Below are 26,377 nucleotides of genomic sequence, written 5' to 3'. Positions count from 1 at the left end.
CGCGGCCCTCGGCTGCGACCCGGACCTCGTCGAGGCCGCCTGCCTCTCCCACGACCTCGGCCACCCCCCGTTCGGCCACAACGGCGAACAGGCCCTGAACGAATTCGCCGAGGACTGCGGCGGTTTCGAGGGCAACGCCCAGTCGCTGCGCCTCCTGGCCCGACTCGAACCCAAGCGGTTCGTACGGTCCCCCGAGTCCGGCGACCCCGTCAGCGTCGGCCTGAACCTGACCCGCGCGACCCTGGACGCCGCCACCAAGTACCCCTGGCCCCGCGGCGCCCACCCCACCGACCCGGCGTCCCCCAAGTTCGGTGTCTACGAGGACGACCGCCCCGTCTTCGACTGGGTCAGGAAGGGCGCCCCCGACGGCCGTACGACCTTCGAGGCGCAGGTCATGGACTGGTCCGACGACGTGGCGTACTCGGTGCACGACGTCGAGGACGGCCTGCACGCCGGGCACATCGACCCGGGCTGCCTGCACGCGGAGCCCGAGCGGCAGGCGGTGTTCCAGGTGGCGCTCGGCCGGTACGTGCCCGCCGACACCGACCCCGCCGAACTGGCCGAGGCCCTCGACCGGCTCCTCGACCAGGAGTGGTGGCCGCACGGCTACGACGGCACGGCCGTCGCGCAGGCCCGGCTGAAGGACGCCACCAGCCAGCTCATCGGCCGCTTCTGCCTCGCCGCGGAGGGCGCGACCCGGCAGACGTACGGCGGCGGGCGCCTCACCCGGTACGCGGCCGAGCTGGTCGTCCCGCGCGGCGCGCGCCTGGAGTGCGCGGTCCTCAAGGCCGTCGCCGACCGGTATGTGATGCAGCGCGCCGAGCAGGAGCGGCTCCGCGCCGACCAGCGCGTCGTCGTCGCGGAGTTGGCCGAGGCCCTCACCGCCCGCGCCCCGGACGGGCTCGACCCGCAGTTCCGCGCGCTGTTCGACACGGCGCCGGACGACCGTGCCCGCAAGCGGGTGATCATCGATCAGATCGCCTCCCTCACCGACGCGTCGGCCCGCTCGCTGCACGCGAGACTGACGAACGCGACCGGCAGGGGGTGACCGACAGCCCGTGACCGACGGCGCACGACCGGCGGCCCGCGACCGACTGAGTGCGACCCACGGGGCGTATGGGGCATCCATGTGACCCTCCGTGGCCTGATCGGGTCACTACCTCTTCCCGCATCACGCTCCGTGCGGGACGCTCGCAAGTGGACGCACCCTCAAGAGGAGGCATCAAGTGGTCGACGCGGATCAGACATTCGTCATCGTCGGAGGCGGTCTCGCCGGCGCGAAGGCGGCCGAGACGCTCCGAGCGGAGGGTTTCACCGGCCGCGTGATACTGATCTGCGACGAACGCGACCACCCGTACGAGCGCCCGCCCCTGTCCAAGGGCTATCTGCTGGGCAAGGAGGAACGCGACAGCGTCTTCGTCCACGAGCCCTCCTGGTACGCGCGCAACGACATCGAGCTGCACCTCGGCCAGACCGTCGACACGATCGACCGCGCGGCGAAGACCGTGCACTTCGGGGACGACGGCACCTTCGTCCACTACGACAAGCTGTTGCTGGCGACCGGCGCCGAGCCCCGCCGCCTGGACATCCCGGGCACGGACCTCGCGGGCGTCCACCATCTGCGCCGCCTCGCCCACGCCGAACGCCTCAAGGGCGTCCTCGCCGCCCTCGGCCGGGACAACGGCCACCTGGTCGTCGCGGGCGCCGGCTGGATCGGCCTGGAGGTCGCGGCGGCGGCCCGCGAGTACGGCGCCGAGGTCACCGTCGTCGAGCCGGAGCCCACACCCCTGCACGGCGTCCTCGGCCCCGAGCTGGGCAACCTCTTCGCCCAGCTGCACCGCGAGCACGGGGTGCGCTTCGCCTTCGGCGCGAAGCTCACCGAGATCGTCGGCCAGGACGGCATGGTCCTCGCCGCACGCACGGACACCGGTGAGGAGCACCCGGCGCACGACGTCCTCGCCGCGATCGGCGCGGCGCCCCGCACCGGCCTGGCCGAGGCAGCCGGCCTGGAGATCGCCGACCGCGCGCACGGCGGAGGAGTGGTCGTCGACGCGGGCCTGCGCACCTCCGACCCGTCGATCTACGCGGCCGGTGACGTGGTGTCCTTCCCGCACCCCCTGTTCGACACCCGGCTGCGGGTCGAGCACTGGGCCAACGCGCTGAACGGCGGCCCGGCCGCCGCCCGCTCCATGCTCGGCAAGGACGTCACCTACGACCGGGTGCCGTACTTCTTCTCCGACCAGTACGACATGGGCATGGAGTACTCGGGGTGGGCGCCGCCCGGCTCCTACGACCAGGTGGTGATCCGCGGGGACGCCGGGAAACGCGAGTTCATCGCCTTCTGGGTCAAGGAGGGACGGGTCCTCGCCGGGATGAACGTGAATGTGTGGGACGTCACGGAACAGATCCAGAAGCTCATCAGGTCACGGGCCCGGATCGACGTGGACGCGCTCTCCAACCCCCAGGTCCCCCTCGACGGGCTGATCGCGGCACCTTAGGGCCTGTCGCTTGGATCACGCCTGGGCCGCGGGGGCCGTCAGTGCCGTAGCCCGAAGTCGGCATGATCCAAACGACAGACCCTAGCTGTCGGTGCGCCCCCGTAGAATCACCGCGTGGCAGGACGGATCAACGACGAGGACGTGAAGGCGGTACGGGACGCGGTCCCGATCGACGCCGTGGTGTCCGAGTACCTCCAGCTGCGCAACGCCGGCGGAGGGAACCTGAAGGGGCTGTGCCCCTTCCACGACGAGAAGTCGCCGTCCTTCCAGGTCAGCCCGAGCAAGGGACTCTTCCACTGCTTCGGCTGCCAGGAGGGCGGCGACACCATCACGTTCGTGATGAAGGTCGACCACCTCTCCTTCTCGGAGGCCGTCGAGCGGCTCGCCGCCCAGGCGGGCATCACCCTGCGGTACGAGGAGGGCGGGTACAACCCCTCCCACCAGCGCGGGGAGCGCATCCGCCTCGTCGAGGCCCACAAGATCGCCGCCGAGTGGTACGCGGAGCAGCTCGCGACCAGCCCCGAGGCCGACACCGGCCGGATCTTCCTCGCCGAGCGCGGCTTCGACCAGGCCGCCGCCGTCCACTTCGGCGTCGGCTACAGCCCCCAGGGCTGGGACCATCTCACCCGCTACCTCCGCGGCAAGGGCTTCACCGACAAGGAGCTGCTCCTGTCCGGACTCGCCCAGGAGGGCCGCCGGGGCCCCATCGACCGGTTCCGGGGCCGGCTGATGTGGCCGATCCGCGACATCGGCGGCGATGTCGTGGGCTTCGGCGCCCGCAAGCTGTACGAGGCGGACAACGGCCCGAAGTACCTCAACACCCCCGACACCCCGATCTACCGCAAGTCGCAGGTGCTCTACGGCATCGACCTCGCCAAGAAGGACATCGCCAAGGCCAGCCGTGCCGTGGTCGTCGAGGGCTACACCGACGTCATGGCCTGCCACCTCGCCGGGGTCACCACCGCCATCGCCACCTGCGGCACGGCCTTCGGCGGCGAGCACATCAAGATCCTCCGCCGGCTGCTCATGGACAACGGCTCGGCCCGGGTGATCTTCACGTTCGACGGCGACGCGGCAGGTCAGAAGGCAGCCCTGCGCGCCTTCGAGGACGACCAGAAGTTCGCCGCCGAGACCTACATCGCCATCGCCCCCGACGGCATGGACCCCTGCGAGCTGCGCCTGGCCAAGGGCGACGACGCGGTGACCGAGCTGGTCGAACCCCGCACCCCGCTCTTCGAGTTCGCCCTCCGGCACATCGTGGCCCGCTACGACCTGGAGACGGCCGCCGGGCGCGCCTCCGCCCTCGACGAGGCGGCACCCGTCGTGGCCCGCATCAAGAACAGCGGCGCCCAGCACGAGGTCGCCGTGCAGCTCGCCGGCATGCTCGGCATCCTCGACACCCAGTTCGTCGTCAAGCGCGTCGCCCAGCTGGCCCGCTGGGCCCGCGACCGCGGCGGCAAGGGCCCCGCGCCCACCCCCCAGCATCCCGCGCAGCCGTACGAGACCGCCGCCCGCCGCCCCTCGGGCCCCGCCCTGGTGCTGCGCAACCCCGTCTACGCCACCGAGCGCGAGCTCCTCAAACTCGCCCTCCAGCGGCCCGAGTTGGTGGCCCCCGCGTTCGACGCGTACGGGATCGACGAGTTCACCGCCGCCCCCTACGCGGCCGTACGCGAGGCGATCATCGAGGCGGGCGGCGTCGAGTTCGGCGTCGAGGACCCGCAGGAGTATCTGGTCCGCGTCCGGGAGTCCGCGCCGGACGACGCCGTGCGCGCCATGGTGACCGAGCTCGCCGTCGAGGCCATCATGCGCAAGACGGTCGACGAGATCTACGCCGGCGCCCAGCTGGTCACCGTCCGCCGCCGCGCCGTCGAGCGCCGCGTACGGGACGTGCAGAGCAGCCTGGCCCGCCTCGGCGCCCACGGCGACCCGGCCCAGCTGGCCGCCGTGCAGAACGAGTTGTGGGTGCTCCAGCAGTACGACCAGGCCCTGCGGGAGAGGGGCGCGGAAGCGCTCTAGAAGAGGGGAACATCCCCGGCGCACTTGCCAATCGGGCGCCGGTCCCCGCAGGTCGCCCCCGTTCCGTACGTGCTTCAAGCTGTTTCACGGCCTGTCAGCGGCCCACTCGTCCATGAGAGTAACCGTGGGGTCACGGACCGGACGCAAAAAGTCACCGCACGCCCCTCGTGGCGGCTGTGTGTCGTACTCCACACTGGGTTCCGGTGCCTGAGTCCTCGGAGCGCGGCCGACCCGTCCCCCATGGGTCCGAGATCCCCGCGGTTCCGCTCGATGAGTACGGGATGGAGGGCGGACGGGCCGCCCGCGCCATCCCCGACATACCGCTGCCGTACGCGTCAGCAGCGACATCCCTGGAGGTCGCCCCCGTGCAGACCCAGACCCTCGTACAGAACGACACCGGTACGGCCCTGAGTACCGACGGCGCGGAGCCGGGCGCGGAGACCGACGTGATCCACGCGGTCCCGGCCCAGAGCCGCGCCGCGCACCACCCCGAGACGGCACCGGAGGCCCCGCCGGACGCCGACGAGCCGCCCGCGGCGGCCGTGGAGGCCATCGAGACGGCCGAACCCGAGCCCGTCGAACTGCCGCGCCGCACCGACACCAGCGGCCCCTCCTCCGACCTGTTCCGCCAGTACCTGCGGGAGATCGGCCGCATCCCGCTGCTCACGGCGGCCGAGGAGGTGGAACTGGCCCGCCGGGTGGAGGCCGGCCTGTTCGCCGAGGAGAAGCTCGGCAGCACCCCCGACCTCGACAGCCGGCTCGCCCTCGACCTCGACCGGCTGGTCGTCCTGGGCCGCATGGCCAAGCGCCGCCTCATCGAGGCGAACCTGCGGCTCGTCGTGTCCGTGGCCAAGCGGTACGTGGGCCGCGGCCTGACCATGCTGGACCTCGTCCAGGAGGGCAACCTGGGCCTCATCCGAGCCGTCGAGAAGTTCGACTACGCCCGCGGCTACAAGTTCTCCACGTACGCGACCTGGTGGATCCGCCAGGCCATGTCCCGCGCGCTCGCGGACCAGGCCCGCACGATCCGCGTCCCCGTCCACGTGGTGGAACTCATCAACCGGGTCGTCCGCGTCCAGCGCCGCATGCTCCAGGAACGGGGCTACGAGCCGACGCCGGAGGAGGTGGCCGCCCACCTCGACCTGCTGCCCGAGCGGGTCAGCGAGGTGCTCCGCCTCGCCCAGGAGCCGGTGTCCCTGCACGCCCCCGTGGGCGAGGAGGACGACGTGGCGCTCGGCGACCTCATCGAGGACGGCGACGCGGCGAGCCCCGTGGAGTCGGCGGCGTTCCTACTGCTGCGGGAACACCTGGAGGCGGTGCTGTCCACGCTGGGGGAGCGGGAACGCAAGGTGGTGCAGCTGCGGTACGGGCTCGCGGACGGGCGACCGCGGACGCTGGAGGAGATCGGCCGCATCTTCGGCGTGACCCGTGAGCGGATCCGGCAGATCGAGTCCAAGACCCTGAACAAGCTGAGGGACCACGCGTTCGCGGATCAGCTGAGGGGTTATCTGGACTGAGGGGCGCCTGGTGGGACGGGGGTGCGCCTGTCGTTGGCGGGTGCGGGTGGGTGAGGGCTGGTCGCGCCCAGGCGGCGGAGCCGCATATGTCACCGCCCCGCGCCCCTGGAGAAGCAGGGGCTTGCGGCCCCGTGCTTTTCCGATGAAGGCCGGGCCGTAGGCCCATGCCTTCAGGGGCGCGGGGAACTGCGCGAGAAACCACAACGGACCCGCACCCGACAACGCGCCCCCCAGAGGGCCCGCGCCTCAGTCCACCTCGGCGACCGCCTCCGCGAACTGCGCCTTGTACAGGCGGGCGTACGCCCCGCCCGACGCCAACAGCTCCTCGTGCGCGCCCTGTTCGACGATCGAGCCGTTCTCCATCACCAGGATCGTGTCGGCGTCCCGGATCGTCGACAGCCGGTGCGCGATGACGAACGACGTCCGCCCGTGCGCCAGCTTCGCCATCGCCTTCTGGATCAGCACCTCGGTCCGGGTGTCCACGGAACTCGTCGCCTCGTCCAGCACCAGGATCACCGGGTCCGACAGGAACGCGCGGGCGATGGTGATGAGCTGCTTCTCACCCGCGCTCACCCCGGTGCCCTCGTCGTCGATCACGGTGTCGTAGCCGTCCGGCAGCGTCCGGATGAACCGGTCCGCGTGCGCGGCCCGGGCCGCCTCCTCGATCTCCCCGCGCGTGACCTCGCGCGCGGTGGACGCCCCGTACGCGATGTTGTCCGCGATGGTCCCGCCGAACAGCCAGGTGTCCTGGAGGACCATCCCTATCCCGTCGCGCAGCTCGTCACGGGACATGGACGCGACGTCCACACCGTCCAGCGTGATCCGCCCACCGGTGACCTCGTAGAACCGCATCAGCAGGTTCACCAGGGTCGTCTTGCCGGCGCCCGTGGGCCCGACGATCGCCACCGTGTGGCCGGGCTCGACCACCAGCGACAGGTCCTCGATCAGCGGCTTGTCCGGCTCGTAGCGGAAGGAGACGCGCTCCAGCGCCACCCGGCCGCGCAGTTCCTCCGGCCGCACCCCGGGCACGGCGTCCGCGGCCTGCTCCTCCGCGTCCAGCAGTTCGAAGATCCGCTCGGCGGAGGCGACGCCCGACTGCACCAGGTTCGCCATGGACGCGACCTGCGTCAGCGGCATCGAGAACTGCCGCGAGTACTGGATGAAGGCCTGCACGTCACCGATGGACAGGGCGTCGGTGGCCACCCGCAGTCCACCGACGACGGCGACCAGCACATAGTTGATGTTCGACACGAAGAACATCAGCGGCTGCATGATCCCGCTGTTGAACTGGGCCTTGAACCCGGCCTCGTACAGCCGCTCGTTCTCCTCGGCGAACTGCTTCGCCGACTCGTCCTGCCGACCGAACACCTTCACGAGGGTGTGCCCGGTGTACATCTCCTCGATGTGCGCGTTGAGCTTCCCGGTGGTCCGCCACTGCGCCACGAAGTGCGGCTGCGACCGCTTGCCGACGCGGGTGGCCACCACGAACGACAGCGGCACGGTCACCAGCGCGACCAGCGCCAGCAGCGGCGACACCCAGCACATCATCACCAGCACGCCGACGATCGTCAGCAGCGAGTTGACGAGCTGCCCCATCGACTGCTGCAGCGTCTGGCCGATGTTGTCGATGTCGTTGGTGGCCCGGCTGAGCACCTCGCCGCGCTGCCGCTTGTCGAAGTACGACAGGGGCAGCCTCGACAGCTTCGCCTGGAGCTCCGCCCGCAGGTGGAACATCGTCCGGTTGATGGCCCGGTTGGAGAGCCGTGTGGCCCCCGCCATCAGCAGGCCCGCCACCAGGAAGATGCCGAGGGCAACCAGCAGCACGGCCCCGACGGCCTCGAAATCGATGCCCTTGCCCGGCGTGAAGTCCGTCCCGGACAGCATGTCGGCGACACGGCCGTCACCGCGCTCGCGCATCCCTTCGAGGACCTCGGCCTTGGTCCGGCCGGCCGGCATCTCCCGTCCGACCACGCCCGCGAAGACCAGGTCGGTCGCCCGGCCGAGGATCCACGGCCCCAGCACCGACAGACCGACGCTGATCACCGCGCACACGACCATCGCGTACATGGTGAACCGCTCGGGCTTGAACTGCGCGAGCAGTCGTTTCCCGGACCCCTTGAAGTCCATGGACTGCTGATCGGGACCGCCCCCGGCTCCCGCCATGCGTCCCAACGGCCCGGCCATCAGGCTGCCTCCGCTTCCGTCAGCTGGGAGAGCACGATCTCCCGGTACGTCTCGTTCTCGGCCATCAGCTCGTGGTGCCGCCCTGTCCCGACGACGCGGCCCTCGTCCAGGACCACGATCCGGTCGGCGTCCCGGATGGTCGCCACCCGCTGGGCCACGATGACGACGGTCGCCTCGGCGGTCTCCTGCGACAGGGCCGCCCGCAGCGCCGCGTCCGTCGCGTAGTCGAGCGCGGAGAACGAGTCGTCGAACAGATAGATCTCCGGGCGCTGCACCAGTGTCCGCGCGATCGCCAGCCGCTGCCGCTGACCGCCCGACACATTGGTGCCGCCCTGCGAGATGGGGGCGTTCAGTCCGCCCTCCAGCCGCTCGACGAACTCCTTGGCCTGCGCCACCTCCAGCGCGTGCCACAGCTCCTCGTCGGTGGCGTCCGGATTGCCGTACCGCAGGTTCGTCGCCACGGTCCCCGAGAAGAGGTACGGCTTCTGCGGCACCAGGCTCACGGTCCTGGCCAGCAGCCGCGGATCGAGCGTGCGCACGTCGACGCCGTCGACGAGCACCTCGCCCTCGGTGGCGTCGAACAGCCGGGGGACCAGCCCCAGCAGCGTCGACTTGCCGCTGCCGGTCGACCCGATGACGGCGGTCGTCTCACCCGGCCGCGCCACGACCTCGATGGATCGGAGCACCGGCTCCTCGGCCCCCGGGTAACGGAACCCGGCTCCCCGGATCTCCAGGTGCCCGCTGCGCCGCAACTCCCGCACGGGCGCGAGGGGCGGCACGACACTCGTCTCGGTGTCGAGGACCTCCTGGATGCGCTCCGCGCACACCTCGGCGCGCGGCATCATCATGAACATGAAGGTGGCCATCATCACCGCCATGACGATCTGCATCAGATAGGCGAGGAAGGCGGTGAGCGCACCGATCTCCATCCCGCCGCTGTCGATCCGGTGGGCGCCGAACCACACCACCGCGATCGACGAGAAGTTGATGACGGTCATCACGATCGGGAACATCAGCGCCAGCATCCGGCCGGTGCCCAGGGACACGTCCGTCAGCTCGGTGTTCGCGGTACGGAAGCGGTCCTTCTCGTAGTCGTCCCGGACGAAGGCCCGGATGACCCGGTTGCCGGTGATCTGCTCGCGCAGCACCCGGTTCACGATGTCGAGCCGCTCCTGCATGGTGCGGAACAGGGGGCGCAACCGGCGCACGATGAGGCTGACGGAGATACCGAGCACCGGCACGACGGCCAGCAGTACGCCCGACAGCGGCACGTCCAGACCGAGCGCCAGCACGATGCCGCCCACACACATGATCGGTGCGGACACCACGAGAGTGAACGTCATCAGCACCAGCATCTGGACCTGCTGGACGTCGTTCGTCGTCCGCGTGATCAGCGACGGCGCCCCGAAGTGACCGACCTCACGCGCCGAGAACGACTGCACCCTGTCGAACACGGCCGCCCGGATGTCCCGGCCGACCGCCGCCGCCGTACGGGCGCCGTAGTACACGGCCCCGATGTTGCAGACGACCTGGACCAGCGAGATCCCGATCATCAGCGCGCCGAAGGCCAGGATGTAGCCCGTGTCGCCCCGCACGACACCGTTGTCGATGATGTCCGCGTTCAATGTGGGCAGGTAGAGCGTGGCGCACGTCTGCACGAACTGCAGCAGCACCAGCAGAGCGATGGGTTTCTTGTACGGACGTAGATGACTTCTGAGCAGTCGTATGAGCACGCGAGATCTCTCGGAATCGGCGATGGGATGGGATGCACCACCCCCCATCGTCGAACACTCCACCCGCGTTACCTCAACCGAATTAACCCAACGGTGAAGGATCGATGGCGAGTCCTTGAGGTCGTCGCGGCCGAGAAGGGCCGCTCCGCCGGGCGGTCAGCCCCGGAACGCCCCCGGATGCGTCTGTTCGCGAACCGCCACGTACTGCTGGCGCACGGCCTGCCCCACGGCCAGTTCCTCGCCCGGCTCCAGGACCTGCGCGGCCGCCCCGGGCCACATCGGCGGCGTCCGCGGGTCGAGGGCGCCCTGGGACACCCCGAGCGCCCAGGCCGCCTGCCGCGCGGCGCCGACCGCCGCGTAGTCCGCCGGCTGCGGCACGACGACCTGCACCCCGAACAGCGCCGGCGCCGCCGCCTGCACCGCGGGCAGCTCGGCCGCCGCACCCAGCATGAAGATCCGCCGGACGTCGACGCCGCGCCCCCGCAGCACGTCCAGCGCGTCCGCGAGCCCGCACAGCATGCCCTCGAACGCGGCCCGCGCGAAGTGCTCCGGCTTCATCGACTCCCGCCGCAGCCCGGCCAGCGTCCCCGCCGTGTGCGGCAGGTTCGGCGTCCGCTCACCCTCCAGGTACGGCAGCATCACCAGCCCGTGCGACCCCGGCGTCGACTTCAGCGCCAGATCGGAGAGCCCCTCCAGGTCGGGCACACCCAGCATCTCGGCGGCGCCCCGCAGTGTCCGTACGGCGTTCAGCGTGGTGACGACCGGAAGGTGCATCCCCGTGGCGTCGGCCAGCGAGGTGATCATCCCCGAGGAATCGACGAGCGCCTCGGTGTGCACGGCCATCACGGACCCGCTGGCGCCCAGTGACACCACCGCGTCACCGAGCCCGATGCCGAGCCCGAACGCGGCGGCCATGGTCTCGCCGGTGCCGGCGGAGATGAGGAGCCCCTCCGGCGTCGTACCGGCGGCGTCCGAGGGGCCCAGCACCTCGGGGAGCATCACCTGGTGGCCGAGCGCCATCTCGACGAGGTCGGTCCGGTACTGGCCGGTCGCCGCGTTCCAGTACCCGGTGCCCGAGGCGCCGCCCCGGTCGGTGGTCCGCCGCACGGGCCGCCCCAGCAACTGCCACACCAGCCAGTCGTGCGCCTGGAGCAGCACGGCCGTCCGCATGGCCGCGTCCGGCTCCGTACGGCTCATCCAGCGCAGCTTCGTCACCGGCTGCCCGGCCCCCGGCACGCACCCGACGGCCTCCGCCCAGGCGCCGCGCCCCCCGAGCGCGTCGATGAGGTCCGCCGCGGCGACCTGGGCACGCTTGTCACCGCCGACCATCGCCGGACGCACGGCGTTGCCCTGTGCGTCCAGCGCGACCAGCCCGTTCTGCTGCGACGACACACCGATCGCCTGCACGCCCTCCAGCAGCCCGCCGCCGGCCGCCTCCCCCAGGGACAGCAGCCACGCCTGCGGATCGACGTCCGCGGGACGCCCCCCGTTCGGCGCGGGCTCCACCGGGTGTGGGGCATACCCCTGCCTGAGCACGGCCCCTGTGTCCGAGTCACAGACGACAATGCGCGTAAATTCGGGCGAACTGTCCAGCCCGGCGACTATCCCCATGGCAGAAATTCTGCCGCACGGGGAGGGGTGTGGCGTGCCGTGGAACGAGGGCCGGGGCCCATCGGGGGGACACGCACGTCGGCGACCGGCCACGATGGGCCGATCGCCGACGTGCGAGCGAAATCTCTTGCGTCCCGACGGAGCGACCGGACGCCGCCGACGCCCCGCCCGTCCGGTCGGGGCCGGGTGTCACCCGGCGTCCCCGTCGTCCGGTCGAGGCCGGTGGTGCCGGTGGTGACGGTGCCCCGGCGACCCCTCGGACGCGTCAGGTGTTGCTGGTGCCCCAGTCGTCCGGTCCCGCGCCGTTCGCGTTGCGTTCCCGCAGCGAGCGGACCCGGCCGGCGACGGACTCCGGCACGTGCTCGCCGACCTTCTCGCTGACCACGTGGTACGCCTTGCCGGCGAAGACGCGCCCCTGCTGGGCGGCCGACTCCGCGGTGTTGCGCACGGCCGGGTTCTGCGCGACCTGCCGGGCGGACTTCTTCAGCTGTTCGTAACGCTCGCGTCCGGCGCGTGTGCCCAGGACGTACCCCAGGGCCAGTCCGGCAAAGAACGTGAGCCGATAGCGCATGGCGGCCACCCTTCCCTTACGTCTGCGTCGGTCCCTTGCGTTGCCCTGCGCGGGCGGCGGGCGCGGGGGATACCGATTGGCGGAGCACCCCCCAGCTTGCGCTAATGTATGTGTCGCAGCGAGCGCACGCCCCCTGGCGAATACCCAGGTAGGTGCGTTCGATGCAACGAGGCATTCCTCCGTAGCTCAATTGGCAGAGCAGCCGGCTGTTAACCGGCAGGTTACTGGTTCGAGTCCAGTCGGGGGAGCTCGGTCCTCCGTAGCTCAATTGGCAGAGCAGCCGGCTGTTAACCGGCAGGTTACTGGTTCGAGTCCAGTCGGGGGAGCAGCCTGAACGAGGACCCCACGGGGTCCTTTTTCATGTCCGGGGGAACCGCGCGGGCCGCGTCGTGGTCTCCATGGTCAAGAAGCGCACGCGTGAAGCCGACCATCCGAAGCAGGAGATCGTATGAGCGGCTATGCTGCGGCAGACGGCGCGCACAAATGTGCGCGACACGCCGTACGGGGCGGTAGCTCAGCCGGTTAGAGCAGCGGACTCATAATCCGTCGGCCGTGGGTTCGAGTCCCACCCGCCCCACCATGCAGGCGTTTGACCTGCGGAAACGTTCTTTTTTGGGTGTCAGATCGTCAACTTCGCCTGAACGGACTGAATCCGCTGCTCGTGGGTTCGCGAGCCGACGTGGCCTCCGTCGGCCGTTGCTCCCCTGACCTGCGTAGATGCACGCCAACGCACCCCTGGCGAGCCCGGTTCTGGTCGGCTTTGCTGCGACGGCGCCATGGTTTGAGGCCGTCCTGAGGCCGCCGGCATCGCGAAAAGCGTCCGGGAGTGGGGTGGCCTGTGACCAGCCGGCTGCGTGGGTCTCCGGGTTCGAAGTGGAGATCATCTGGGCCTGTGGTCTCGGAAGGGGCGCGTCTGGCGATGGCGGGTAGGCGTCAAGGAACTGCCCCAAGAGGAAACGGCCCTTGGAGTAGTTGACTTCCTGGTTTAGGGCCTCACGGTTTCGGTTGGGCAGGTAGCCGGGCGGTTGCCGACGGGCCTCGTTCAGCTGGTCGGATGACAGCGGACTACGGATTGCCGGTAGCCGGCTGTGTTCCGATGCCCGGTCGCCGCCCCTGAGGCTCGCCGTCGCGATCTTTGTGGACCCGCTGGGAGGGACGTCTCAACCTGGTGGGCTGGTCGCCGGTACGGCCCTCGTCGTTCTCGGCACCGCCTTGAGGGCGCTGTGTACGGGCTTGGAGGTGGCGTGCGGGAGGTCCACAGGGGTGGCCGGACGTGCGACTCCGGCGGTGTCGCGGAGATCCGTGAGGCGTTCGCGTCTCGTTGTTCGGTGTATGTGTGCCGAGGGCATCGGGGCACGCGAGATCAGACTGGCAGGGCAAAAGGAGAGGCATCGAGTGCTTCTGCGGCGGCGAGTTCGCTGTTGCGCTGGGCGAGGGTGCGTGGACGGATGGCGCGGGCGCGGCGTTGAGCGGCGGCTATGGGGTAATTCGTGGCGGCGTCGGGCAGGCCTCCGCTGGTCCGTCCCGTAGCGGAAAGCGGGCCCAGGGGAGCGCCCCAACATCCTGCACGCTCCCATGGAGTGGTCTGTTCGTGATCGATGGTCGCGCCGGATGTTGGTGATGTATTATGTTTGCATACATCGTGGATGCTGGAGGTGTCCGATGTCCGTCACGCAGATTGATCTCGACGACGAGGCGCTGGCCGAGGCCATGCGGCTCATGGGTGTCACGACGAAGAAGGAGACCGTCAACGCGGCCCTTCGGGACTACGTGGCGCGGATCAAGCGGCTTGAGGCTGCGGAGAAGCTGGCCGCGCGAGGTGCGCGTGGCGATTTCGAGCAGGCCGCAGCGGCGCATGACGCGGAGAAGCGTGCGCGACGCGAGGCCTTCGAGTGATCACGTATCTGGTGGATACCTCGGCTCTGTGGCATCTGTTTCGCACCCCAGGCGCATTGCGGCCCTGGGAGGGACACATTGCCGCCGGGGTCTTCCACCTCTGCGAGCCGACACGTACCGAATTTCTCTACTCGGCGACCAGCCCGTCTCACCGAGATGAGCTGGCAGAGGAACTGGACGCGCTCTGCTTGCTCTCCCCGGTTCCGAAGAACGCCTGGCGTTGGGTCGACACCGCCCAGTACAAGCTGACCCAGCAGGGCCAGCATCGGGCGGCCGGCGCGATCGATCTGTTGGTGTGCGCGACAGCTGTACACCATGGGCACACCGTTCTCCACGTGGACAACGACTTCGTGACGGTGGCCGGAGTCCTCAAGGAAGTCCAGCAGCGAGACGCACGAGCCTGATCTGCGGAGGCACGATCACAGCTGTCGGCTTCTGACCTCGGTGTTCGATGTCTCCGGGAGCATCAGCGGTCCATCCGCTACACCGGCAGTCGGCGTCGCCCGCGGACCTGTCCCCGCAGGCGCGGGGCTGACCGCGTGATCCCGATGGAGACCCTGACGGTCCCGGAGCTGTCACCGCGTACTGGGGGGCGATCCACCTGTCCTTGAGTCGCTGCGCGTTGGAAAGGAAATCCGCTGCGCATGGCGTTCTGGACGCGGATTGAGGGGATGAGCGGATGGCGCATGCGTTCTGGCGGGCCTGCGGCTGATGGCGATGGACGGCACGGGCGAGGGGTGTTGATCAAGGAGCTGCAAGTTCCGGACAGCCGCTGAGCGATCCGTAGTCTCCGGGCTGGCCAGCCACTGGTGCGTTGTCCCCCCGAAGACGGCCCGGACGAGCGCCCCGAAAGTCAACGGATCGACCGCGGCGAATGTCATCCGCAGCCCTGCGGACCTGGACCTCCTGAAACCATGCGCCGATCATGTCTGTGTGAGGACAACACGGACAGGCGAGTCGGTTCTGTCACGAGCCGTGCGGATTCTCGAAGTGTTCACACCCGACGACCCGGCTCTCACCGTCTCCGAGATCTCCCGGCGTACGGGGCTGCACCTGGCGACCGCCTCGCGGCTGGTGGCGGAGCTGGCCGAGCACGGCTTCCTGGCGCGTGACGCCGACCGGCGGGTGCGGGTCGGCATGCGTCTGTGGGAGCTGGGGACGCGGGCCTCGCCCACCATGTCCCTGCGGGACGCGGCAATGCCGTTCCTGGAGGGCGTGCACGATGTGGTGGGACACCATGTCCAGCTCGGGGTGCTGGACGGCGACGAGGTGCTGTTCCTCGAACGTCTCACAGCGCCGGGAGCGGTCGTCAACTACACCCGTATCGCGGGCCGGCTGCCGATGCACGGGTCGTCGAGTGGTCTCGTACTGCTTGCCCATGGTCCCGCCGCACTACAGGAGCGCATCCTCGCCGGACCTCTGAAGGCGTACACGGCGCACACCATCACCAACCCCACCGCGCTGCGTTCCACCCTGGCCGACATCCGACGCCAGGGGTATGCGTACTGCCCCGGATACCTGCACGAGGAGGCTCTCGGTATCGCCGCCCCGGTGCGCGGCCGACAGGGGGACGTGGTGGCCGCGTTTTCCGTGATCGTCCCGAACGATGCCGGGGCAGCCTCCGTCGTGCCCGTGGTGCGCACCGCGGCGCGCGGCGTTTCCCGGGCCCTGGCGGCTCACGGCCTGCCCGGCTGAGAGAAAATTCGTTTTGTCTCTCATCCAATGAGAGTCCCGTCGCGCCCTTCGCTCACCCGCACGCATGCTTCCCGCAATCCGAAGACGGGAGCGACGACGTGGTCGTGACTCTGGAAATCTCCGCCAAGGAAGCCGTGGCCGAAGGCGTGGTCGCGCTGACCCTGGTGCATCCGGCCGGCGCGCGACTGCCGGACTGGACCCCCGGCTCCCACATCGAGGTCGTCCTTCCGGACAGGACCGTGCGGCACTACTCGCTGTGCGGAAGCCGGTGGGACGCCTACACCTACCGAGTCGCGGTCCTGCGTGAGCCGTACGGCCGCGGCGGATCGGCGCTTGTCCACGACACGCTGCGTCCGGGCGACCGGGTGGGCGTCGGCGGACCGCGCAACCACTTCCCCCTGGTCCCCTCGGAGACGTACCTGTTCATCGCCGGCGGCATCGGCATCACTCCCCTCCTGCCGATGGTCCAGCAGGCCGAACTGCTGGGCGCGGAGTGGCAGCTGCTGTACGGCGGACGGACGCGCGCCTCCATGGCCTTCCTGGAGGAGCTGACCGCGGCCTACGGAGAGCGGGTTCACATCGCTCCCCAGGACGAGGTCGGACTGCTCGATCTCGGGTCCTGGCTCGGCGCCCCGCGCCCGGACACCAAGGTCTACTGCTGCGGACCCGCTCCGCTCCTCGCAGCGGTGGAGGCCGCCTGCGCACACTGGCCCACGCACACGCTGCGTACCGAGCGGTTCACCGCCGCCGAACAGGCCGCGCCGGTACGGGACCTGCCCTTCGAGGTCGAGCTGAGACGGACGGGGCGCATCGTCACCGTCACTCCGGACGTCTCGGTGCTGGACGCGGTGCGCCGCGTCGGAGTGGACGTGTTGTCCTCCTGCGAGCAGGGCACCTGCGGCACCTGCCTCACCCCCGTACTGGAAGGCAGCCCCGACCACCGCGACTCGGTCCTCGCCGATCACGAACGCGCGGCGAACACCTGCATGTTCCCGTGCGTGTCCCGGTCCCGCGACGACCGCCTGGTCCTCGACCTGTGACCCCTTCCCCCGCCTTCCCCGTAGCAAGGAGCCGCCATGCCCGGGACCGCCGCGCTGCCCGTCTGTGACATCGACGTCTTCTCACCCGCCGTCCTCGAAGATCCCGAGGAGTTGCACCACGTCCTGAGGACCGCCGGCCCCGTCGTGTATCTCTCCCGATACGACGTACGCGCCCTGGCCCGCCATGCGGAGGTGCATGCCGCACTCGCGGACTGGCAGCACTTCGAGTCGGGGTCGGGGGTGGGCCTGGCCAACTTCCGCCATGAGCAGCCGTGGCGTCCGCCCAGCATCCTGCTGGAGGCCGACCCGCCCCGGCACGACGCCCCCCGCCGGGTGCTGCGGGACATCCTGGCCCCGTCCGCGCTGCGCGTGCTGCGCGCGGCCTGGCAGCGGGCGGCCGAGGAACTCGTCGAGCAGGTTCTCGCCGGTGGCAAGGGGACGTTCGACGCCTTCACCGAGCTGGCGTGCGCGTTTCCACTCAGGGTGTTTCCCGACGCCGTGGGTCTCGGCCCGGACGGCCGGGAGAACCTCCTGCCGTACGGCAACATGGCCTTCAACTCCTTCGGCCCCGTCAACGACCTGGTCAGAGCCGACGCCCATCGGGTCGCCGAGCTGTCGGCGTGGGTGAACGCCCAATGCGCCCGCGAGGCGCTCACCGATGACGGATTCGGGGCGAGGATCTGGGCCGCCGCCGACCGCGGGGACCTCACCCGGGCACAGGCACCCCTCGTGGTGCGCTCCCTGCTCACCGCCGGAGTCGACACCACCGTGCACGGCCTGGCGGCCTGTCTCTACGCCTTCGCCACTCACCCCGAGCAGTGGCAGCGGCTGCGCGAGCGACCGGAACTGGCGCGCGTCGCCTTCGACGAAGCGGTGCGCTGGCAGTCGCCGGTACAGACGTTCTTCCGTACCGCCACCACCGACGTGACCATCGCCGGCGCGGTCGTCCCCGAGGGCACGAAGATCCTCATGTTCCTCGGCGCCGCCAACCGCGACCCGGACCGGTGGGACGATCCGGACCGGTTCGACCTCGCGCGGGATCCCTCGGGGCACGTCGGCTTCGGCATGGGCATCCACCAGTGCGTCGGACAGCACGTCGCCCGACTGGAGGCCGAAACCCTGCTGACCGCACTCGCCGCCCGCGTCGAGCACATCGAACTCACGGCGACCCCGCGCCGACACCTCAACAACACCCTCCGCTCCTGGGCCTCCCTGCCCGTGCGCGTCCACCGAGCGCGCTGAGCAGCTACCAGCGAGCGCATGGGCGGCGACCTGCGGCGTCGCTCTTCCCGAACTGTTCACCGCACAACAGGAGACGGCCGGATGACCTCCGCACTCGACATCACCTCCCTCACCGCCATCGACGTCCACGTCCACTGCGAGGTCTCCAAGGACGGGCGTCCCTCCCTGCCCCCGGACCTCCTCGCCGCATCCGAGCAGCACTTCGGTCCGGGAGGCCAACGCCTTCCACAGCTGGACCAGGTCGCCGCGTACTACCGGGAACGGCGCATGGCATGTGTCGTGTTCACCGTGGACGCCGAGTCCACCACCGGCTATCCGGCCATCGCCAACGAAGAGGTCGCCGAAGCGGCGGCGGCCCACCCGGACGTACTGATCCCCTTCGCCAGCATCGACCCGGCGAAGGGGCGGACGGGAGTGCGGGCCGCCCGGCGCCTGGTCGAGGAGCATCAGGTCCGGGGCTTCAAGTTCCACCCCAACATGCAGGCGTTCTTCCCGAACGACCGGAAGGCGTACCCGCTGTACGAGGCGCTTGAGGAACTGGGTGTCCCCGCGCTCTTCCACAGCGGCCAGAGCGGCATCGGCGCGGGCCTGCCCGGGGGCGGCGGCATCCGCCTTAAGTACTCCAACCCGCTGCACCTCGACGACGTCGCCGCGGACTTCCCGAACCTCAAGATCATCATCGCGCATCCGTCCTTTCCCTGGCAGGACGAGGCGCTCGCCGTCGCCACGCACAAGCCCAACGTGTGGATTGACCTGTCGGGCTGGTCGCCGAAGTACTTTCCGCCGCAGCTCGTCCAGTACGCCAACACACTGCTGCGCGACAAGGTGCTCTTCGGCTCCGACTTCCCCCTGATCACTCCCGACCGCTGGCTGAAGGACTTCGCCGAGCTGCCCATCAAGGACGAGGTGCGGCCGAAGATCCTCAAGGAGAACGCGGCTCGGCTGTTCGGCCTCACCCCGCACTGAATCCGGGCCGCGGCCGGATGCGGTGCTGGTCAACCATGACGGGCGGGGAGAAGGGCATCGAACGTCGCCGCCGATGGAGGCGCCGTCGGTGTGTGGATGAAGTAGAGGCCAACTGATCAAGTCGGACCCGTTGACGAAAAATATCCTGCGTTATATGTTCACGCGTACATGAAGGTCGATGATCTCACTCTCCGTTGGGCTCGGTACCGAACCCATCCCTCGACTATCCCCAGACGACTGCATGCGGAACTTGCTGTCGGACGTACCCCGTCCGGGCCGGATTCTCGCTGACACCGACGAGTAAGCACTCGTCGGAGTCATCGAGTGGTCGTCTTGGGCGCGCGGCCACCCACAGAACATCTGGAGCCAGTCATGCGTGTACCCCAACCCTCTTTTCGTGCGAGAAGCGCCAAAAGAAAAGCGGCCCTGTGCATCGGAATCGGCGCGAGTCTGATGATCGCCGGCTGTTCGGGCGGCGGGAAGGGCTCGGGCGCGTTCCCTGCGATTCCGTCACCTACCGCCAGCGTGGTAGGAACGGCGAAGTCGGACATCGCCACTCTGAATTGGGGCCTTCCCTACGGCGAACCCAACACGATCGACCCGCCCAACACGGGGTACTACAGCAGCTCTCTGGTGAGTTCGGCTCTCTGTGACAACCTGCTGAGGCTCAACGCCGACTACTCGATCACGGATGGCGTCGCATCTCTGCGGCAGCCGGACTCCCGCACCCTGACCCTGAGTATTCGCAAGGGTGTGAAGTTCTGGGACGGCAGCCAGGTCACCCCCGCGGACGTGGTGTGGAGCCTAGAGCACGCCAGGCAGGGGCTCACCGGCTTTCTTTTCCGTAATGTGGACACGATCAAGGCCTCGGGGCCGTCCGAAGTGACCGTGCGTCTCACCAAGCCGGACAGTCTCCTGCCGAAGGAGCTGGCGAGTTTCGCCGGAGCTGTCCAGCAGAAATCGTTCGGAGAGAAGACCGGAAAGGCGCTCGGAAGCCCTGCTAAAGGCCTCATGTGCACCGGCCCCTATGCGCTGAAGGAATGGAAGCCGGGCTCTTCCATCGAGCTTGAGAAGAATCAGCATTACTGGGACCCCGCCTTCGCGGCGAAGGCCGGTCACGTGTCGCTGAAGTTCCTCTCGGATTCGACCGCGCTGACCCAGGCTCTGCTGTCGGGTGAGGTCGACGGCGCCTACGAGGTGCCGGCCGCCCTGGTGCCCGCACTGTCCAAAGCGACGTCCGGAACTCTCACCTTCGGGGCGCCGAGCCAGCAGTACCTGGGGCTGTCCCCGACTCGGTCCGGCGGCCCGCTGGGCAGTCCGGAACTGCGCAAGGCGTTCTACATGACGATCGACAGGAAGGCTCTCGCCAAGAGCGTCTATCACGGCACAGCCAACTACACGGCGCTGAACGTCGACGTGTGGAACAATCCCACGACTTCGGCTGCGGCCAAGACCGTCAGGCGGAAAGCGTATGACGGCTTCCGGTCAGAGGGGTCGAAGTGGGGATCGAAGGCCGCGTTGTCGCAGGCCAGGTCCCTCGCGAAGAAGGCCGGATACCAGGGGCAGCCCATCACGCTGGCGGTTCTCGCGGGCGACGCCACCATGAATCAGGCGGCGGTCCTGATTCAGGCTTCTGCCAAGGAAGCCGGATTCAACGTGAAGATCCGTCCCCTCGATCCGGCAGCTTACGCCGACACCGCGGCGAATCCTGCCGCCCGCGAGAAGCTGGATCTCTACTTGAACGTCAGCTTCAATGTGGCTCCCGATCCGTTGGAAGCGACCGAGACGTTCCTGCCCGGCACGTACTTCAACTTCATCGGCTACAAGAACCAGACGGTTATCTCCTTGGTGGCCCGAGCGCGGGCCACCGCGGACACGACCGAGCAGGCCAGGCTTCTCACCGAGGCGCAATCGACCTACGAGAAGAACTATGGGTTCCAGGGCCTGGTTCAGATCAACGAGATCAGCTTCCTCAAGAAGGGGCTGGGCGGTGCCACCGCGTCCTTCGCCTACCTGAACCAGCCTTCGCTCGCCCGTATCGGAAGCATCAAGTGAACCCTTGGCCCGGCTCCGCAGCCGAACACCCTCGACCAATGCAGGAGAGCTGATGAAGCGCCCTATGCACGACAGGACCGTGCGCGAGCGTACGGTGCAGGCAATTGCCAAGGAAGATCTCGACGCCGTTGTCGTGACCTCTCGCCAGAACCTGCGGCATCTGGCCAATCTCTACCTGCCCCACCTCAGCGTCGTGCCCGAGGAACACATGTTCCTCATCTGCCGCCGTGACGGGGAGCGGCAGCTGTTGATTCCTGAGTGGATGCCGACTTACGCGAAAGAACGCACCGAGATCCCGGTCACCGTGTGGTCGTACGGCACCGGCGCTTGGAACTCACTCGCTGACGCGTTGCGCCTGCAGGGTCTGGACGAGGCCCGGGTGGGCATCGAGGCGGAGTACATGACCGCCGCGGACCGTGACCGGCTGGCGCGGGTGCTGCCCAAGGCGACACTGGTTTCCGCCGACCGGGCTCTGCTGGCCAACCGGCTCCTCAAGACACCGGACGAGATCGCCGTCATCGCCGAAGTGGCCGCCGCGGGTGAACGCGCGATGGTGGAGGCGATCGCGGCAGGCTGGGAGGGGATGACCGACCGCGAGTTCGCGCAGGAGCTGCGGCTCGCCTCCATCCGGCAAGGTGTCGACGAGGTCTCCTGGCTGGCCCTCAACTGGGCGAGTCCGGAGCAGCGCACCCACCCGACCGACCGGCCGATCCGTCCCGGCCAGGTCTTCTCCATCGAGTTCGGTCTCTGTATCGACGGGTACTACTCGGACCTTCAGCGGACCGTGGCGGTGGCCCCCGTCCCCGGTGACGTCCAGGAAGCGTACGAGAAGCTCGCGGGCGTCCACGAGCGCACCATCGCGCGGATGACTCCGGGGCGTTCGGTGGCCTCCATGCATGACGAGTTCCTCGCCGACATGCGGGACAACGGCCTGGAGATGTGGGACTGGTGGCTCGGGCACAGCATCGGTCTCGACGTACACGAGGGGCTCAGCCTGTGGCTGCGTGACGGTGAGCAGACCATCTTCGAACCGGGCATGGTGTTCGCCGTCGAACCGGTGGTCACCACACCCGCTGTCCTCGCCTTCGAGGATCTCGTCGTGATCGAGGACACCGGCCCCCGGGCCCTGTCGTCCCAGTACAACTGGGACAGCCTCGCGATCCTGGGTGAGCGCGTCGAGTAGTCCCGCCGCCACCGATCACACCAGCGGAGGACACAGTCACCGGTCATGGCGGGACGCCCCTCCACCCCTGCACCTGTTCCATCACGGAGAGGCCCCCAGCATGGCCGGCAGTTCCCACAAGTCCCCCTCAGCGGCGAAAGGACCCCACGAACGGCCGCTCCCTTCGGTGAAGCGCGCCACGAGTGGTACCCGCAACGGAGAGGTGTCCTTCTGGTACCGCGATGATCCCGTGACCTCGCGGCGGGCCCCTCTGCCGCACGATGTCACGGTGGATGTCGCCATCGTCGGCGCCGGCCTGACAGGGCTGTGGACCGCCTACTACCTGAAGCGGGCCCGGCCCGACCTCCACATAGTCGTCATCGAGCGGGAGTTCGCCGGCTTCGGCGCCTCGGGCCGCAACGGCGGATGGTTGTCCGCCGAACTCGCGGGCTCCCGCGAACGCTATGCCGCTGTTCATGGACGCGACGGCGTCGTCCAACTGCTCGCCGCCATGCGCGACGCAGTGGACAAGGTGATCGCCGTGACGGCTCACGAGGGCATCGAGGCCGACATCGTCAAGGACGGGATGCTGCTCGTCGCCCGCTCGGAAGCCCAACGAGCCCGCCTGCGCCATGAGGTGGAGCACGAGCGGTCCTGGGGTGCGGGCTCGTCCGACATCCACGAGCTGACGGCCGCCGAGCTCGGCCGACGGATCAACGTCCCGTCGGCCGTCTCCGCTGCGTTCACCCCGCACTGCGCGAGGGTTCAGCCGGCCAAGCTGGTGCGCGGGCTCGCCCGTGTGGTGGAAGCGCAGGGAACCGTCATTTACGAGTCGACCGAGGCGACAGCCGTCTCACCCCATCGAGTCACCACGACACGAGGCACGGTGACGGCCAAGCACATTGTGCAGTGTCTCGAAGGTTTCACCGCGGGCTTGCGGGGGCAGCGTCGCGCGTGGCTCCCCATGAACTCCTCCATGATCGTGACCGAGCCCCTGCCCGACACGGTCATGGACCAGGTGGGTTGGCACGGTTCGGAGGTGCTCGGGGACAGTGCCCACGCCTACCTCTACGCCCAGCGCACCGCGGACGGCCGTATCGCTCTGGGCGGTCGCGGAAACCCGTACCGCTTCGCCTCGCGGACGGACGACCACGGACGCACCCAGGCCGCGACCGTCGAGTCTCTGACGGCGACGCTGCACGCGCTCTTCCCCGCCACCGTCGGCCTACGGATCGAACACGCCTGGTGTGGCGTGCTCGCGGTGCCGCGCGACTGGTGCACCACCGTGAACTACGACCGCGGTACCGGAATCGGCCTGGCCGGCGGATACGTCGGCAGCGGTCTGACCACCACCAATCTGGCCGGTCGCACGCTCGCGGACCTGGTGCTCGACGAGGACTCCGCTCTCACTCGGCTTCCCTGGGTCAACAGGCGGATGCGGCGCTGGGAACCCGAACCTCTGCGGTGGATCGGAGTGCAGGCGATGTATGCGCTCTACCGCGCGGCAGATCATCGCGAGGAAAATTCTCACCTGGGCGCAACGAGCCGGTGGGCACGACTGGCCAACGCCATCTCCGGCCGGTGACAGCCAGGTTGGGGGACATACTCGCACCACAGCGCAACTGATGATCAGTTGTTCCAGGTACAGCCCGGAGGAGCGACGCGATCGGCCGACAGCAACAGGCCGTCGCGGGGCTCCTCCTTCGGCGTCGGGGCCTGATGGCCGAGGGCGCCCGTCTCCATCCGGCATCGAGTCTGCGGGTGGAGCGATCTACGGATGGGCCTACCGCAGGCCGAAGGCCGACAAAGCCTCGTCCAGTACGGTGAGTTGGCGCTTGGCCGGCCAGTCGTCGTGGTGTTCGACGGCAGCGAGCACAATGCCGTTCACGGTCACCCGCAGCAGATCGACGTAGGTCTCCACCCGGTCCTCGGGGACCAGGGGCTCCAGGTGCTGCCGCAGCAGGTCCCGCATCCTGGTGTCCATTCCGTCGGCGAACTCCTCGACGCTCGCGTCCTTCCCGCGCTGGCTGAGCAGCTGGACCCTGCCGCTCTCGTTCACCCAGTCCTGCTCGGTGAGCGGCAGCATCCACTTCAGGAGGATGAGCAACCGGCCGCGCGCGTCGGCGCCGGTCTCCAGGTCCGCCAGTTCCGCGTCGAAGCTCTCGTTCATGGCCGTGACCACGGCCCGCATCAGCTCGGGCCGTGTCGGGTAAAAGTGCGTGACCAGGGTGATGGAGCCCCCGAGACGCTTGGCGACGGAACGGATGGTCAGTTCGGCCGGGCCGCCGTGGGCGAGCACGTACCTGGCCGCCTCGACGATTTCCGCCCGGCGCTGGTCGTGATCTACGTAGCGGGGCACAGCTTCTCGCTTTCGGCAGCAGGGTGGCGGCCCGGGTGACGCTCGCCGGGCGGGACGCCTTGAGAGTACTCGGCGCGTAAACGACGGGTGACGCCTGGAAGACAGAGGACGGACACTCTTGCCGAAGTGTATCTGTCGATATACATTCGCCAAAACACAACGGGGATTTCTTCTCCTTGGAAGCCCCCGCGCCCGGTCGCTCCGCGAGTTCCGGCTCGCCGGCGCCTCTCCGTCGAGCGGCACACCCCGCCGCACGGGGAGCCCAGTTCTGGTCCCTGCTCCCGCGATCAACGCCGAGCTGTCGGGAGCAACCACCCCCACCAACCCCGCGAGGGCCGACCGCCGTTGGCGGTGCCGGTCACTACCGCGCATCCCCTGTCACCAGGAGTCGCCCCATGTCCGAGTCTCCTTCCCGCATCGACGGCCTGACAGCCCTGCTGCGGCCCAGGTCCGTCGTCGTCCTGGGCGCCTCGGCCAGGAAGCGGGCCAGCGGCAACGAGGTTCTGCGCAATCTGCGGCAGGCCGGTTACGACGGCGAGCTGCACGTCGTGCACCCGGCGGCGCGCACGGTCGAGGGACTGGAAGCGTTCCCGGACGTCGGCTCTCTCCCCGGTGGCATCGACGCCGCCGTCGTGTCGCTGCCGACCCCGGCCGTCCTGGACGCGCTGCGCGGCCTGGAAAAGGGCGGATGCCGCTCCGCCCTGGTGCCGACCGCCGGACTCGACCCCGCCACGGCCGCAGAGGTCACCCGGTTCGCCGCGGCGAGCGACATGGCGGTGCACGGCCCGAACTGCATGGGCGTCGTCAACCTCACCGACCGCATCCCGCTGTGGATCGACGACAACAGCATCACGCGCTTGCCCGCGGGCAACGTGGCGCTGATCGCGCAGTCGGGTTCCGCCGCCATCTTCATCGCCCGCTCGACCGGCCCGGTCCGCTACTCGAAGATCATCTCGACGGGCGGGGAGTACGGCGCCACCACCGCGGCCTACCTGTCCTGGCTGGCGCGCGATCCTGCCACACGTGCCGCCGGCGTGCTCCTGGAGTCCATCAAGGACGTGCCCTCTTTCATCGAGGGGGTCGCCGCGATGCGGGCCGCCGGCAAGCCCGTGGTGGTCCTCAAGGTGGGCCGCAGCAGCGTGGGCTCCGCCGCCACGACCGCCCACACCGGCGCGCTGATCGGCAGCGACGCCGCCTACCAGGCGCTGTTCGAGCAACTCGATCTGCCGGTGGTGACGGACTACGACGAGATGGCGGCAGTGCTCCAGTGCCTGGCCGTACCGGAGCTCCCTCCGGCCGCCGGCACCCGCATCGGCGTGATCACCATCTCGGGCGGTCAGGCCGCGCTGACCGCCGACCTCGCGGCGGACCAGGGCGTGGAAGTCCCGCGCTTCACCGCCGAGACCGCGCGCGGTCTGGAGGCGGCGATGCCGGGCGCGCCGGCGAACAACCCCTTCGACGCGGGCGCGAGCGTGGAGTACCCCGACGGTGGCTTCCGGCGGTCCGTCGAGCTGATCGCCGCCGATGACGCCGTGGACTCCGTGCTGCTCGTCCTCGACGCGCACGCGACCATGACCGACGAGGAGACCGACTACGAGGCCGAGGAGTTCCGTGCCGCGAGGGCGGTCGCCGAGAGCGCGCCGGGCAAGCCCGTCGTCGTGGCGTCGAGCTCCTCGCTCAGCGTGCAGCCGCGGTGCGAGGAACAGGCCGGTCCGGCCGTACCCGTGCTGCGGGGCATCGGCAACGCCCTCGTCGCGCTCCGGGCACTGACCCGCAACCGGCGGCCGCTGCCGGAAAGTGTCCGGTCCACCCGCTCGCGCCCCACGTCCGAA

General features: G+C 69.4%; 19 protein-coding genes and 3 tRNA genes. 17 read left to right on the top strand and 5 right to left on the bottom strand.

Going from position 1 to position 26,377, the window contains the following annotated elements; all coding sequences use genetic code 11:
• From AOK15_RS14380 to AOK15_RS14365, 4 genes are all read left to right on the top strand, one after another.
• A partial coding sequence (locus tag AOK15_RS14380; protein ID WP_055516592.1) for a deoxyguanosinetriphosphate triphosphohydrolase occupies positions 1 to 1,048 on the top strand: 1,048 nt, incomplete at its 5' end.
• 178 nt (positions 1,049 to 1,226) lie between these two features.
• Positions 1,227 to 2,498 carry an NAD(P)/FAD-dependent oxidoreductase gene (locus tag AOK15_RS14375; protein WP_055516590.1) on the top strand — a complete coding sequence of 424 codons (1,272 nt, stop codon included), beginning with the start codon at positions 1,227 to 1,229 and terminating at the stop codon, positions 2,496 to 2,498.
• Between the two features lie 114 nt (positions 2,499 to 2,612).
• Positions 2,613 to 4,514: a DNA primase gene (gene dnaG / locus AOK15_RS14370; RefSeq protein ID WP_055516586.1), complete on the top strand. Its 1,902-nt coding sequence runs from the start codon at positions 2,613 to 2,615 to the stop codon at positions 4,512 to 4,514.
• A gap of 203 nt (positions 4,515 to 4,717) precedes the next feature.
• Entirely contained in the window at positions 4,718 to 6,031 is a 1,314-nt protein-coding gene (locus AOK15_RS14365) for an RNA polymerase sigma factor (protein ID WP_055516584.1), read from the top strand.
• A 246-nt stretch (positions 6,032 to 6,277) separates the two neighbouring features.
• On the opposite strand, the gene AOK15_RS14360 is transcribed toward AOK15_RS14365, so the two are convergent.
• The 4 genes from AOK15_RS14360 to AOK15_RS14345 form a co-directional block, all read right to left on the bottom strand.
• A complete protein-coding gene (locus AOK15_RS14360; RefSeq protein ID WP_055516581.1) occupies positions 6,278 to 8,215 on the bottom strand; it encodes an ABC transporter ATP-binding protein in 1,938 nt (645 codons plus the stop codon).
• Complete coding sequence (locus tag AOK15_RS14355) at positions 8,215 to 9,948, bottom strand: ABC transporter ATP-binding protein (protein WP_055516578.1); 1,734 nt, start codon at positions 9,946 to 9,948, stop codon at positions 8,215 to 8,217. The genes AOK15_RS14360 and AOK15_RS14355 overlap by 1 nt, the downstream gene beginning before the upstream one ends.
• A gap of 156 nt (positions 9,949 to 10,104) precedes the next feature.
• On the bottom strand, positions 10,105 to 11,559 hold the full coding sequence (locus AOK15_RS14350; protein WP_079058486.1) for an FGGY family carbohydrate kinase: 1,455 nt from the start codon (positions 11,557 to 11,559) through the stop codon (positions 10,105 to 10,107).
• 265 nt (positions 11,560 to 11,824) lie between these two features.
• Positions 11,825 to 12,130 (bottom strand): hypothetical protein, encoded by a 306-nt coding sequence (locus AOK15_RS14345; RefSeq protein WP_055516574.1) that lies wholly within the window; start codon positions 12,128 to 12,130, stop codon positions 11,825 to 11,827.
• Between the two features lie 175 nt (positions 12,131 to 12,305).
• On the opposite strand from AOK15_RS14345, the gene AOK15_RS14340 reads away from it, so the two are divergent.
• The 12 genes from AOK15_RS14340 to AOK15_RS14285 all read left to right on the top strand — a co-directional run bounded on the left by AOK15_RS14340 (position 12,306) and on the right by AOK15_RS14285 (position 23,771).
• Positions 12,306 to 12,378 (top strand) — tRNA-Asn (locus AOK15_RS14340).
• 5 nt (positions 12,379 to 12,383) lie between these two features.
• Positions 12,384 to 12,456: transfer RNA gene (locus AOK15_RS14335), tRNA-Asn, on the top strand.
• Between the two features lie 177 nt (positions 12,457 to 12,633).
• A tRNA-Ile gene (locus AOK15_RS14330) sits at positions 12,634 to 12,710 on the top strand.
• Positions 12,711 to 13,792: 1,082 nt separating this feature from the next.
• Complete coding sequence (locus AOK15_RS14325; RefSeq protein ID WP_055516571.1) at positions 13,793 to 14,026, top strand: type II toxin-antitoxin system VapB family antitoxin; 234 nt, start codon at positions 13,793 to 13,795, stop codon at positions 14,024 to 14,026.
• Complete coding sequence (locus AOK15_RS14320; protein ID WP_055516569.1) at positions 14,023 to 14,430, top strand: PIN domain nuclease; 408 nt, start codon at positions 14,023 to 14,025, stop codon at positions 14,428 to 14,430. Before AOK15_RS14325 ends, AOK15_RS14320 begins: the two co-directional genes overlap by 4 nt.
• A gap of 571 nt (positions 14,431 to 15,001) precedes the next feature.
• Positions 15,002 to 15,721 (top strand): IclR family transcriptional regulator, encoded by a 720-nt coding sequence (locus tag AOK15_RS14315; protein ID WP_079058485.1) that lies wholly within the window; start codon positions 15,002 to 15,004, stop codon positions 15,719 to 15,721.
• Positions 15,722 to 15,819: 98 nt separating this feature from the next.
• Entirely contained in the window at positions 15,820 to 16,761 is a 942-nt protein-coding gene (locus AOK15_RS14310) for a PDR/VanB family oxidoreductase (RefSeq protein WP_205632133.1), read from the top strand.
• Positions 16,762 to 16,797: 36 nt separating this feature from the next.
• Positions 16,798 to 18,003 carry a cytochrome P450 gene (locus AOK15_RS14305; RefSeq protein WP_055516565.1) on the top strand — a complete coding sequence of 402 codons (1,206 nt, stop codon included), beginning with the start codon at positions 16,798 to 16,800 and terminating at the stop codon, positions 18,001 to 18,003.
• An 81-nt stretch (positions 18,004 to 18,084) separates the two neighbouring features.
• Positions 18,085 to 18,969, top strand: a complete 885-nt coding sequence (locus AOK15_RS14300; protein WP_055516562.1) for an amidohydrolase family protein — start codon at positions 18,085 to 18,087, stop codon at positions 18,967 to 18,969.
• A gap of 372 nt (positions 18,970 to 19,341) precedes the next feature.
• Entirely contained in the window at positions 19,342 to 21,024 is a 1,683-nt protein-coding gene (locus AOK15_RS14295; protein ID WP_079058484.1) for an ABC transporter substrate-binding protein, read from the top strand.
• A gap of 52 nt (positions 21,025 to 21,076) precedes the next feature.
• Positions 21,077 to 22,207, top strand: a complete 1,131-nt coding sequence (locus AOK15_RS14290) for a M24 family metallopeptidase (RefSeq protein WP_079058483.1) — start codon at positions 21,077 to 21,079, stop codon at positions 22,205 to 22,207.
• A 268-nt stretch (positions 22,208 to 22,475) separates the two neighbouring features.
• On the top strand, positions 22,476 to 23,771 hold the full coding sequence (locus tag AOK15_RS14285) for an NAD(P)/FAD-dependent oxidoreductase (protein ID WP_420876900.1): 1,296 nt from the start codon (positions 22,476 to 22,478) through the stop codon (positions 23,769 to 23,771).
• A gap of 198 nt (positions 23,772 to 23,969) precedes the next feature.
• On the opposite strand, the gene AOK15_RS45605 is transcribed toward AOK15_RS14285, so the two are convergent.
• The gene (locus tag AOK15_RS45605; RefSeq protein ID WP_055516552.1) at positions 23,970 to 24,545 is read right to left on the bottom strand and encodes a TetR/AcrR family transcriptional regulator; all 576 of its coding nucleotides are present in this window, start codon (positions 24,543 to 24,545) and stop codon (positions 23,970 to 23,972) included.
• Between the two features lie 395 nt (positions 24,546 to 24,940).
• Here AOK15_RS45605 and AOK15_RS14275 point away from each other — a divergent pair.
• The coding region (locus AOK15_RS14275; RefSeq protein WP_205632132.1) for a CoA-binding protein at positions 24,941 to 26,377 on the top strand (1,437 nt) is incomplete at its 3' end.

This window comes from Streptomyces ossamyceticus (genome assembly GCF_001418475.1).
In the GTDB taxonomy this organism is placed as follows: domain Bacteria; phylum Actinomycetota; class Actinomycetes; order Streptomycetales; family Streptomycetaceae; genus Streptomyces; species Streptomyces ossamyceticus.
This window is presented reverse-complemented; position numbering and strand designations above follow the sequence as displayed.